The organism is Acetatifactor muris, from assembly GCF_024623325.1.
Classification (GTDB): Bacteria; Bacillota; Clostridia; order Lachnospirales; family Lachnospiraceae; genus Acetatifactor; species Acetatifactor muris.
Map to the genome: position 1 here is coordinate 32,237 of NZ_JANJZD010000028.1, position 12,397 is coordinate 44,633.

General features: G+C 38.7%; 10 protein-coding genes and 1 pseudogene. All 11 read left to right on the forward strand.

All coding sequences use genetic code 11. The features are described 5' to 3' along the window. The first annotated feature begins 186 nt into the window (after positions 1–186). The 11 genes and pseudogenes from NSB25_RS21545 (at position 187) to NSB25_RS21600 (ending at position 12,386) form a co-directional block, all read left to right on the forward strand. Positions 187–1,740 carry a sugar transferase gene (locus NSB25_RS21545; RefSeq protein WP_103241596.1) on the forward strand — a complete coding sequence of 518 codons (1,554 nt, stop codon included), beginning with the start codon at positions 187–189 and terminating at the stop codon, positions 1,738–1,740. 115 nt (positions 1,741–1,855) lie between these two features. Next, entirely contained in the window at positions 1,856–3,064 is a 1,209-nt protein-coding gene (locus NSB25_RS21550) for a glycosyltransferase family 4 protein (protein ID WP_103241597.1), read from the forward strand. Further along, entirely contained in the window at positions 3,061–4,101 is a 1,041-nt protein-coding gene (locus NSB25_RS21555) for an acyltransferase family protein (RefSeq protein WP_103241598.1), read from the forward strand. The genes NSB25_RS21550 and NSB25_RS21555 overlap by 4 nt, the downstream gene beginning before the upstream one ends. Beyond that, positions 4,086–5,165: a glycosyltransferase family 2 protein gene (locus NSB25_RS21560; protein ID WP_103241599.1), complete on the forward strand. Its 1,080-nt coding sequence runs from the start codon at positions 4,086–4,088 to the stop codon at positions 5,163–5,165. The genes NSB25_RS21555 and NSB25_RS21560 overlap by 16 nt, the downstream gene beginning before the upstream one ends. Positions 5,166–5,204: 39 nt before the next feature. Next, a complete protein-coding gene (locus NSB25_RS21565) occupies positions 5,205–6,407 on the forward strand; it encodes a hypothetical protein (RefSeq protein WP_103241600.1) in 1,203 nt (400 codons plus the stop codon). 151 nt (positions 6,408–6,558) lie between these two features. Next, positions 6,559–8,026 (forward strand): annotated as a pseudogene (locus NSB25_RS21575) (glucosyltransferase domain-containing protein). Between the two features lie 91 nt (positions 8,027–8,117). Then, positions 8,118–9,185 carry an NAD-dependent epimerase/dehydratase family protein gene (locus NSB25_RS21580; RefSeq protein ID WP_103241603.1) on the forward strand — a complete coding sequence of 356 codons (1,068 nt, stop codon included), beginning with the start codon at positions 8,118–8,120 and terminating at the stop codon, positions 9,183–9,185. A gap of 82 nt (positions 9,186–9,267) precedes the next feature. Further along, on the forward strand, positions 9,268–10,296 hold the full coding sequence (locus NSB25_RS21585; protein ID WP_103241604.1) for a glycosyltransferase family 2 protein: 1,029 nt from the start codon (positions 9,268–9,270) through the stop codon (positions 10,294–10,296). A 51-nt stretch (positions 10,297–10,347) separates the two neighbouring features. Next, positions 10,348–10,779: a hypothetical protein gene (locus NSB25_RS21590; protein ID WP_103241605.1), complete on the forward strand. Its 432-nt coding sequence runs from the start codon at positions 10,348–10,350 to the stop codon at positions 10,777–10,779. A 327-nt stretch (positions 10,780–11,106) separates the two neighbouring features. Further along, positions 11,107–11,397 (forward strand): hypothetical protein, encoded by a 291-nt coding sequence (locus NSB25_RS21595; protein ID WP_103241607.1) that lies wholly within the window; start codon positions 11,107–11,109, stop codon positions 11,395–11,397. Positions 11,398–11,489: 92 nt separating this feature from the next. Further along, entirely contained in the window at positions 11,490–12,386 is an 897-nt protein-coding gene (locus NSB25_RS21600; protein ID WP_146040152.1) for a hypothetical protein, read from the forward strand. Positions 12,387–12,397: the final 11 nt, after the last annotated feature.

Sequence of the window (12,397 nt, forward strand, 5' to 3'; positions counted from 1 at the left end):
ATAAGGATCCGACGTTTGGTTTCTATTTGAGGGGGGATGCCAGTCATCCCCTTTCAGAAAAAGGACTGTCAGTGGGGGAGTGCATAAAGCGCGGAAAGGGTACCGGTGTACCGTAAATTTTGTGCGCTGCCGCAGAGACAGGAGGGAAGACCATGCAGGTATAACCGTACAGAGGGAGTTGAGTTTATGTACAGAAAGAGGGCGGGAGGATGGCTGAAACACCTGGATTTCATCGTGCTTGACGGACTGTGTCTGCAGGGGGCCTTTATGCTGGCTTATGCGGTGCGGATGGGACCGTCCAGCCCCTATGGGGATGAGGAGTACAGGGGGATAGGGATTGTACTTCTGCTGGCGGTTATTGCAGTGGCCCTTTTGTCCGGAACTTTCAGCGGAGTGCTGAAAAGGGGATTTTACGGGGAATTTACAGTGACGCTGCGCCATGTATGCCTGGTGGAGGTAATCGCGGTGCTGTACCTGTTTACTGCCCAGAAAAATGTGAGCGGTTCCCGCTTTGTGATTTACCTGACAGGGATTCTCTATATCTGTACAGGATATTTTTCCAGACTCCTGTGGAAGAAGCTGCTGCTGAAGAGAAAGGCGGCGGAGGGAGAGAGACGCTCCCTGCTGGTGGTGACGGAGTCGTGGATGGTGCGGGAAGTGCTGGCAGACCTGCATTCCCAGGGGACAGAGCAGTTCAATATCACGGGGACTGCATTTCTGGACAGAAAAACTGTCAGTGGGGCGGAGGCGGAAGAAACAGATGTCATACAGGTAGCCAGAGAAAAATACAGTGACGTGACCGGAAGTCAAAATCCGGATGGTGTGGGTGAGACAGGGGAGCGTTACCGGCATATTCCTGTAGTGGCAGGGGTGGAGGATGTAGTGGACGCAGTATGTCGCAGCTGGGTGGATGAAGTGCTGATTGTGCTGCCCCGAAGCGTCCCCTATCCGGAGCAGCTGGTGGAGCGGCTGGCTGGGATGGGTGTGGTGGTCCATGTAAGCGTCTTCCGTGCGGGAACGGACGGAGGGATGCGACAGTTCGTGAATCATCTGGGAGAGTATACGGTGCTGACCACCAGTATCAGTTATGCCACTCCCCTGCAGCAGCTGATTAAGAGAGGGATGGACATTGCGGGAGGAAGTATCGGCTGCCTGATGACCTGTATTCTGTTTTTGGTTCTGGCACCGGCCATTCAGATAGCGTCCCCGGGACCTGTCTTTTTTACCCAGGAGAGGGTGGGAAGAAATGGGAAGAGGTTTAAAATCTATAAATTCCGCAGTATGTACCTGGATGCAGAAGAACGGAAAAAAGAACTGATGGAGCGAAACCGTCATGGAGACGGCCTGATGTTCAAGCTGGAGGGAGATCCCAGGATTATCGGCTGTAAGGTGCTTCCGGATGGCAGGGTAAAAAAAGGACTGGGGAATTTCATGAGAGATTATAGCCTGGACGAGTTCCCCCAGTTTTTTAATGTGTTAAAGGGGGACATGAGCCTGGTAGGGACCAGACCGCCTACGGTGGACGAGTGGGAGCGGTATGAACCCCATCACAGAGCCAGACTGGCGGTGCGCCCGGGAATTACGGGGTTGTGGCAGGTCAGCGGGCGAAGCAGAATTACGGACTTTGAGGAAGTAGTCAGACTGGATACGAAGTACATCATGGAGTGGAGTATGGGGATGGATATGAGGATTCTGTTTCGGACTGTAGGTGTGGTGTTTGGCCGGGATGGGGCGATGTGATGCCTGTTAGATGAAAGTCTATTTATTGGAGTACAGTGAAGTGGATACGATAGTCCGGGAAGAATTTAAAGATTGGTTTGACTTGTGATTGAATGAAGCGTGATGGAGGGCTTATATGCCGGTTTCTGCCAGAAAAAAAGACAGAAAACTGAATATTGCTATGGTGGGACATAAACGAATTCCTTCCCGTGAAGGTGGGATTGAGATTGTGGTGGAGGAGTTGAGCACACGCTTGGTTAAAATGGGACACAAAGTGACATGTTATAACCGGAATGGGCATCATGTGGGCGGGACAAAGTTTGACACATATCAGGGAAAGGAATATAAGGGTGTTACTTTAAAATATGTACCTACGGTGGATATAAAGGGTATGGCGGCAGTGACATCCTCCTTTTTGGGGGCGCTGGGAAGTGCATTTGGTCGATATGATGTGGTGCATTTTCATGCGGAAGGGCCATGTGCAATGCTTTGGATTCCCAAATTGTTACGAAAAAAGTGTGTGGTTACCATACATGGGATTGACTGGAAACGTGAAAAGTGGAAATCTGGATGGGGTTCCCAATATATTCGAATGGGTGAAAAGTGTGCAGTCAGGTATGCTGATCAGATAATTGTATTAAATAAAAATACATATGAGTATTTTAAGAATATATATGGAAGGGATACGGTGATTATTCCTAATGGTTTAGGAAAGCAGAAAATAAGAAATGCAGGACTGATTCGGGACAAATTTGGCATTGATAAAGACGAATATATTCTTTTTTTAGGAAGACTTGTTCCTGAAAAGGGAGTGCATTATCTGATAAAAGCTTATAAAAATTTAGAAACAGATAAAAAGCTGGTTATTGCAGGAGGAGTTTCTGATTCGCAGGATTATGTAATGACAATTAAAGCACTGGCAGGAGATGACAGAAGAATTCTTTTTACAGATTTTGTTCAGGGAGCGCTGTTGGAAGAGCTGTACAGTAATGCTTATGTATATGTGCTTCCATCTGATTTGGAAGGAATGCCGCTCAGCCTGCTGGAAGCAATGGGGTATGGAAATTGCTGCCTGGTTTCTGATATTCCAGAATGCATGGAAGTGGTGGGTGATAAAGGGGTGGTATTTAAGAGAGGGGATGCTGGGGACCTGCAGGATAAATTGCAGATGCTATGTGACAGTCGGGAAGTGGTTGAGAATTATAAGAACGTGGCTTCAGATTTTGTTTATCAAAAGTATAATTGGACCGATATGGCCCAAAAGACAGAAGGGTTGTATAAAAGGCTGGCACAAGGATATAGAGATACATTTACCATAGAAAATGACCTTGGAGGAAAAGTATGAAAGTGCAGGGTAGAACTTTGCCGACAAGTCATGGAGATATGAAAAAATATTACGATGAAATAAATATTGCACGCGGAATTGCATTACTGGCTGTTTTGATTGGACATTCTTTTCCCGATGCATTTACGGGAGTAAACAATCCTGTGGCCTTTTGGATTCATGCTGGTGTATATGCATTTCATATGGGGTTATTCTTCTTTTTATCAGGATTTGTATCAGGAAAAAGTTTGTGCAGGAATAATGTACAAATAGGAAGCTGGATAGTAAAAAAGATAAAAAGGCTTATGGTACCATATTTGTTTTATTCGGTGGTGACACTGGGATTAAAACAGTGTTTTTCTCAGTATGCAAATAATCAGTTTGACATGAATGAAATCTGGAAAATCTTTGTGGGAAAAAATCCCAATGGTGGTATGTGGTATTTGTGGACATTATTTGTAATGTCATTCTTTTTTCTGGTATTGAGCAGACTGGGACTAAAGGCAGGTCATTATGTGCTGACAGGCATATTTATGTTGGGCTTAAATTATATACTTCCGTCAGGCTTTGTAAAAGAAATATTTTCACATGTTTTAGCCTATTCATGTTGCTATTCTCTGGGGATATGGGTATGGCAGAATTTTGATAAAGTCAAAGAAGCGCTGGAGAGAAAAAAAGGCAGTATAGTTGCAGAGGTTTCAGCAGCCCTGTTTTTGCTTTTTCTTACAGTACCAGATTGCCCTTATATAATTACGTGGGGCTTCGCCACGATTTCCATTTTGACTTTTAGTATCAAAGTATCAGGAAATAAAGAGTCCTGGATATATAGAGTATTAGGGGAACTTGGATATTACAGTTATGATATTTATCTGGTCAGCTATTTTGTGCAGGTACCAATCCGGGTGATATTTTATAATATCATTTCAGCACCATATTGGCTTGTAGTGGGGATGATGTTTGTTCTGGGAACAATTGTTCCGTATTATGTCAGCAAATATGTTTTAAGAAAAGTATCTGTATGTAACAAAGTAATGCTGGGAAATTGGCAAAAAATTTAATGTTATTGCCGGGGAATGAACCAGGGGTGAAAGAGGGCTGGTATATGAGTGCTGTATTTTCTGTGATAATTCCTGTTTATAATGTAGAGATGTATCTTCCCAAATGCCTGGATAGTATATTGTCACAGACATTCAAAGATTTTGAAGTGATTTTAGTAGATGATGGATCTAAAGATAACTGCCCCGAAATCTGTGATAATTATGCTGCAGAAGACAACAGAGTCAAGGTGATACATAAGGAAAATGGTGGTTTGGTAAATGCTCGAAATACCGGGATTAGAGCTGCAACCGGTGAGTATATCTGTTATGTGGACGGTGATGACTGGATAGCGGAAAATTTACTGCAGGTTATGTGGGATAAAGCGGTCAGAGATTATAAGCCGGATATGATTGCCTTTGGGATGATTAAAAAGTTTAAAAATAAAGAAGTAGAAATCCCGCAGATAGTATCAGAAGGCTTGTATGATAAGGGAAAACTCGAAAAAGAGATATATCCTTATATGATATACGACAAAAGGCAGTCTTTTTTCAAAGGTCTGATTTTTCTCTCAGCATGTACCAAAATTTACAAAAAGGCTGTTTTGGAAAAACATTTTTGTACAGAGGAACATATTCATATAGGGGAAGATGCAGCATTTATCTATGATTGTGCGTATGCATCTGAAAGTATCTATTTCTGCCGGGATAATCTTTATTATTATAATCGTTTGAACAGTGATTCCATGACAGGTGTATATAATGCAGGCAGATTTGAGAATAACCAGCTGTTGCTTTCTTATATTGAAAATAAGCTGGGAGGAAAGAGTGAAAATCTGGATATGCAGATTAATGCATACAGAACATATTGCCTGACAGTCGCGGTATTTCATGAAGTGAAATGTGGAAGAAAACTTTCAGAAGCGGCAACACATATAAAAGCTAAATTGAAGCTGACAAATGCGATAGGAGAAATTCAAATGGAAGGTTTACCTTTTAGTATAAAGGTTTTTCTGATACTATTGCGGTTACATTGTTATGTTCCTGTATTGGCGGCAGCTAAGGTAATATCAAAATTTAGAAACTAGAGTAGATCTGACAGACTTCTATATGGCAGAGGTGTGATAATGGTTAAAAAAGTAACCAGAAAGCTAATTCTATTTATAGCCTTCTTTTTAATTACATTAAGTAATTCTTCTTATTTTATTAAAACAGGGATTAATGATCTGATTGAGTATGCAGGAATGTTTATCTTATTGAGCTGCATTTCTGTCTGTTTTTTAGGGGAAGGAAAAATAAGGAAAAAGTTTGGAATGGCGGGCCGTACTTTTTTCTGTATTGTATTTTTTTGCATCGGTATTTGTTTTCAGGGATTGGATATCAAGGTTAGACTCAGGCTTATCATATCTATGATGATATTGGCCTTTTTGGCTTGTATGAGTGAAAGTATGATTCGGTCTTTTTCACAGATCAGAAGTGCATCTATCGGAATTTTTTGTGGATGTATGGCGGCGGGATTGATAGGTATTTTTACCGGGGCTTCTTTTTTTACAATTGCGGAAACTGGGCTGGTTAAATATGGGTTTAATTGCGGAATGGAGCATAAAAATTATTTTGCTTATGCAATGATAGCAAGTTTTATCGGCATTTTTCTTCATGGTAAATTAGAAGAATGGAAAAAAGGTGATTGGGTATTTCTGGTGTTGGAATCTGTTTTGCTGTTATCAGCAAACACCAGAGGAGCTTGGATAGTATTTGCTGCTTTTATTATGATAGCAAATGTTGACTTTGTTAATAAAAAGATTCCTGAGAAGAAAAGAACTATATTTTGGGGAACGATTGTTGTTACAGCAACGGTAGTGGCAATGTGGTTCTTTATCAAATATGCATTAAACAGTGAAACTTATATGTACCGTGTGAGAGGAATTCTTAACTATATTCAAATGTATTCAAGGGATATGTTCCATTTGATATTCGGTAACGCAGAGATGGCCTTCAGGGATTCGGGAATGGATTACAATAAGAATATCAGATCTGTTGTGGGATGGGATGGAGCGACAGATATTGCCTGGCTTAATATCATGATCAAAAATGGAATTCTGGGGATTTTGGCATATATATTTATTTTTTTACGCATGTTTGCCTTATCCATAAAGAGCCATAACACAAAATATAAAATTGCATCTTTTTCAGTATTACTCTCATTTCTTTTGACATCTTTGGTAGAGCCTTTTATTGCAAATGTCCATTGGGCATATAGCCCGTTTTGCTATTGTGTACTGGGTGGATTGTGTGGATTGATATATGATGAAATTAGCAGAAAAAAATAAAAGAGAGGAAATAATAGATATGGATAAAAAAGTTGAGAGACTAAAGGGCTTATTCCTTCAGATTGAGAACAAGGGATTGCAGTGGGGCAAGAAACACAGAGAGATTATTTTTGTGGATATTCTTTTTGGTGTAGCTGTTTATTTTATGATGATGTCAGAAAATCTGGTGAACTGTATAGATGGAATATGGAATACATCTCATTTTATTGCAGGGGCTTGGGAAACATCTTTAGGAAGAGGGCTTCTCTATTTTTTTGATAAACTAAGATCTGGATTAGTTTCGATGCCGTTAAATACGATTCTTACGATATTTTTAATTTCTGTTTCATCAGGTTTGATGTTGGATTTATATTCGAAACAAGAAAAAGGAATAAAAATATTAATATCTCTGCTTTTGATTGCCAATCCGGTTACATGTAACCTTTTGTCTCATTGCTATATGTCCGTTGACTTTGGGTTAGCCTTTTTATTCAGCGTGATTGCTGTTTGGTGGATTCAAAGTAAATATAGAATAGCCGGAATTTTTGCCGGGGGGGGTATTTGTTGCTTTGTCAATGGGATGTTATCAGGCATATTTTGGAATTACCTGCCTTTTACTTTTAATGCTGTTGATGAAGAAATTGTCAGAATTTTTTGAGTGGAAAAAAATAGTACAATTTATAGGAAAAAGTATTTTGACGATTATAACTGGGGGTATTTTCTATATAATCATAGCGAATGGTTTACTTATGATATATGGCATTCAGCGTAGTAGTTACAAAGGGGCTTCAGAAGTATCTTTAGGAACGATAATTGTGTCATTTCCGGCTTCCGTAATAAGATGCTACAAAAATTTTTATGCATATTTTGTAAATCGCAATATGTATCTTACGGTTCCAAACAAATCATTTCTTCTGTTGCTGGGAATCGGACTTTTTATGCTGTTTTGTGTAATCAGATTATTTACTATAATCTGGCGTAAGAATAGACTATATGCAATATGCTTTTTGGGATGCGTGGCGCTGATTCCTGTAGCCGGTTGTGCAATCCTGCTGATAGTGCAGGGAACAGGCATGGGTTTGCTTATGTCCATGAGCCTGGTATCAAGTCCGGTACTGTGTCTTTGGATAAGTGTAGAATCAATGCCTAAGGAAGAAAAGGTTAGTTTCTTTTGCAAAAAGGTTAGCCATCTGTTGTTACTCTTATTACTTTGGGTGGAGATACTTACAGTTACGAATGATCAACTTGCGTTAAAGGAAGGGAAAAAAGCGACAGAAAAAATGACAAATATAATTGTCAGTGAGTTGGCATCAGAAGAATATCTGGGAAGTGATTCTGCGATTGCAATTATGGGAAAGCCTTCTGAAAATAACTTGTTTGCGAAAAGAAAAGCCTGGGAAGCGGCAAATTTTTACGCAAGATTTGGTGCAGACGATTGGCTGGGAGGACGTGATGGGTATAGAAGCTGGAGAGGTTTTGTAATAGAAGGCTGTGGTATTAATTTGAATTTCTGTACGGAAGAGCAATATAAAAACCTGTTGCAGACCAATGAACTTTCTGAAATGCCGGTATTTCCAGCAGAAGGTTCTATCAGGGAAATTGATGGGGTGGTAGTGGTGAAAGTATCAGAGGCATATTGAAAAGCTGATGCAGAAAAGTACTTTGGAATTGTTGAATTATGTGGATAAAATACATATGTTTGCAGATGTTAACTTAAGGAAAGGGTAAGGTATGAGGACTGTTAAACTGGAAAATAGAAATATTTTGGTAACAGGTGCTGCCGGGTTTATTGGAGCGGAACTTGTGAAACGATTATGTCAGGAAGCAGAGAATATTATTGTTGTCGGAATTGACAATTTAAATGATTATTATGATGTTTCTTTAAAAGAATACCGGTTGAAAGAATTAAAGAAGTATAGGCAATTTATATTTAGAAAAGGAACAATTGCAGATAAGCAGTTTGTGGCAGAGATTTTTAAGGAATATAAACCTCATATAGTCGTAAACCTGGCGGCACAGGCTGGAGTAAGGTACTCCATTGTAAATCCTGATACTTATATTGAGAGCAATTTGATTGGGTTTTATAATATTCTGGAAGCCTGCAGACATTCTTATGACAATAACAGGAGCGGAGTAGAGCATTTGGTTTATGCAAGTTCTTCCAGCATATATGGTTCAAATGAGAAAGTGCCATACAGTACAGATGACAAGTCGGATAATCCGGTATCACTATATGCGGCGACTAAAAAGGCAGACGAATTACTGGCTCATGCGTATGCAAAGCTCTTTAATATTCCATGCACAGGTCTTCGTTTTTTTACAGTATATGGACCTGCAGGTCGACCAGATATGGCCTATTTCGGATTTGCAGATAAAATGCGAAAAGGGGAGCAGATCCAAATATTCAATTATGGAGATTGTAAAAGAGATTTTACTTATATTGAGGATATTATTGAGGGGGTGGTAAGGGTTATACAGAAGGCTCCGGAAAAGGCAATAAATACAGCTGGATTGTTGCTGCCGCCCAATGCGATATATAATATTGGAAACAGTCACCCGGAGAATTTACTGGATTTTGTAAATATATTACAGGAAGAACTGATTAAGGTAAGGGTGTTGCCGGAGGATTATAACTTTGAGGCACACAGTGAGTTCCTTCCAATGCAGCAGGGTGATGTAAAAGTTACATATGCAGATACAACGGCACTGGAACGCGATTATGGTTTTAAACCCTCTACCCCGTTAAGGGAAGGGCTGCGAAAGTTTGCAGAATGGTATGCGAATTTTTATATGAAATAAGGTTTGATTGGATAGTGAAAGTTTGCTTGTTGGATATTTTTGAGTTTCACTTCGTATTATTATTTATGCAGGGGAGGTTTTAATGGCAGAAAATCCATTGATCAGCGTCGTTATGTCTGTCTATAATGATGAAGCTTTTTTGGCGGAGGCAATTAATAGTATATTAATTCAGTCAGAACAGGATTTCGAATTTATTATTATTGATGATGCATCTACAGACAGAAGTGTAGACATTATTAAGGGATATAGGGATACAAGAATCAGATTATATGTTAATTCAAAGAATGAAGGGCTGACAAGGAATCTGAATAAGGGGATTAGATTATCAAAAGGTAAATTTATAGCACGAATGGATGGAGATGATATCAGTCGACCAGACAGGTTTAAGAAACAGGTGGAATATATGAGAAAACACCAAAACGTTATGCTGTCAAGTTGTTGGACACATGCTTTTGGAGAGAGTAACTCTATTTTGGATATTAAAGGAACATCTGAGCAATTACGGGTTATGATGTTGCTTCGTCCGGTATTGATGCATCCAGGCTTTATGATGAGGAGAGAAATCATTGAGGAGGGGATGTTTTATGATGAAACTTTTCGGACAACCCAAGATTATGCTTTTCAGGTTCAGGTAAGTGAAAAGTATGATGTGGGAATGGTGAACCGTATTCTCTTGAACTATAGAGTGCATAAAAAGCAAGTGTCAAATGCTCATAATACTGAACAGTCTCATAATGCTGATCGTGTGAGAACAGGATTACTGGAAAGGCTGGGACTACACCTTATGCCGGCGGAAGAAGCAATATATTGTGCATGGGCATTTGAAAAACGGGATGTTTGCCGGAGTGATTTTAATGAAGCAAGAAGAATAATAAAAATGATTCTAAATGCAAATAGAGAATCAGAAATATATAAAGAAAGAATTCTCAATGATGAGTTGTATAAGCTGCTTTTTCAATGGATAGTGAAGAGCAGGGCAGGTAGAAAAGCTTATTGTGTAGGTTCCATATGCAGATTCAATATGAAAAAGTGGCTGTTGTTTTTACAAACAGTTTTACAGCTTTTTAAGAGACAGATTAGAAAATATGTGATGATACAAAATAAAAAATGATTATAACAGGACAATATTAAGGAAAGAAAATCCAGGAAGAAGGAACAGCGTATGGGAAATAAGTATAATTATGATTTTTATGCAACAAGAGATTGCGACACAAAATATGCCGCAGATAAAGTACTGGATATTTTAGCGAACTATATAGATATTTCTTCGGCTATCGATGTTGGCGGCGGTGTGGGGACCTGGCTGAAAACTATTCAGGAAAAATTTGAATGTCCAGCAGAAAATTTGCTGTTACTGGAAGGTGATTATCTGCAAAAAAAATTATTACAAATAGATGAAAAAAGTTATATCGCGCAAAATCTGGAAGAGAGGATCAAAATAGAGCAGCGGTATGACCTTGCAATTACGTTGGAAGTGGCAGAGCATTTGACAAAACAAAGAGCAGAAACGTTTTGCGAGGATTTAACATTGTTAAGCAATGTAGTGCTTTTCGCAGCAGCAGTGCCTTTTCAGGGGGGGGGTAGGCCATATTAACGAGCAGCCATTAAGTTATTGGACAAGATTATTTTTAAGGTACGGTTATGAGGCATTTGACATTATACGTCCACAAATACAGATGGAACAGGAAATTAGTCTTTGGTATAGGCAAAATATAATAGTATATGTCAAAAAAGATTGTCCTGAATATGAAAAGATAATGTCAAAAATTAAATATCTGCCCCCGCTGGATATGGTATCATATGAGCTTTATTTGTCAAAGGCAAAATTTTGCCAGCAGGTGCAATCTATGCTGATATATAAAATATATAGAGATATCAGGAAAATATTCAAACGGAAATAAGTGAGTATCAGGAGTATAAAATGGAAGGATATGTAAAGGGGATAAAGCAGAAGATTAAGAAAATAATAGGATTGCGTAATATTATAGTAATAAAAAGGTCGTTATGTTATTTAAAAGGCTTTTTTTTAATACTCGAAAAAGAAAAAATAAAATTGAATGAAAATTATATTGATGGAATTACCGAATTATCTCAAAAAGGCAGGAATGTTTTTTGTGGTTATTACGATGTACCAATATTTGATAAAAAAATGAAAATATTCTGGTGCATGTTGTCAGGAAAAAGGCTCGGCCCGGACATGATACAGCAGTGATTGGTATTTATGACATAAAGGGAAGAAAATTTCGAAAAATAGCAGAAACATTTGCCTGGAATTGGCAGCAGGGAAGCAGATTAAGGTGGTCTGTGAAAGATGATGATTGTATTTTGTTCAATCAGTATGAAAATGGAAGCTATTTCTGTTCAAAAATCAATATATATACAGGAAAGGAAATGAACAGATATTGTGATGCGTTGTATGATATCTCATTTGATGAAAGATATGGGGTAACATGTGATTTTCCGAGACTGCAACGGCTTAGACCCGGTTATGGATACAGCAATATTCAGGATGAATCCATTTATGAATATGCACCTGCTGATAAAGGATTGTATTTAGTAGATTTAGTAGAAAACAAAAAAATATTGCTTGTCTCATTGGATGAGTTAGCTAATTTAAATGATAAAGAGAGTGTTTATCAGCATTATATCAATGCTTTACTTTTTTCACCAGATGGGAATAAGATAATGTTTTTTCATATATATAACATACATAATTCGCTTAGTTTCAGATGGAGAACTCAACTCTGTACATATGATATAAAAAAGAGTAAGCTCCATATTCTGGAAGATAAGGCGAATGTTTCACATTATACATGGTTAAATAATCGTGAATTGTTGATTACCGGATCTACAATACCGGATTGCAAAGCATTTTATCGAATATATAACTGCGAAAAAAAATCCTACATGGAAATTACGGATTTGGTGTTGAAAGAAGATGGACATCCATCAAAATGTAAAGGGAGTGACTGGATAATTACTGACACATATCCTGATAAACGTCAATATCAAAATTTGATTAAATATGATATGAAAATGAAACAGGGAAAAACATTAGCTGCGTTATTTTCATTCCCCAGAATATGCGAAGAAAAAAGATGTGATCTTCACCCCAAGGTTTCCAGTACTGGTAATATGATTGCGATAGACTCAACCTGTAAGGGGGGGCAACGGGAAGTCATTATTCTGCAACTAAAATAAATCAGGTATAC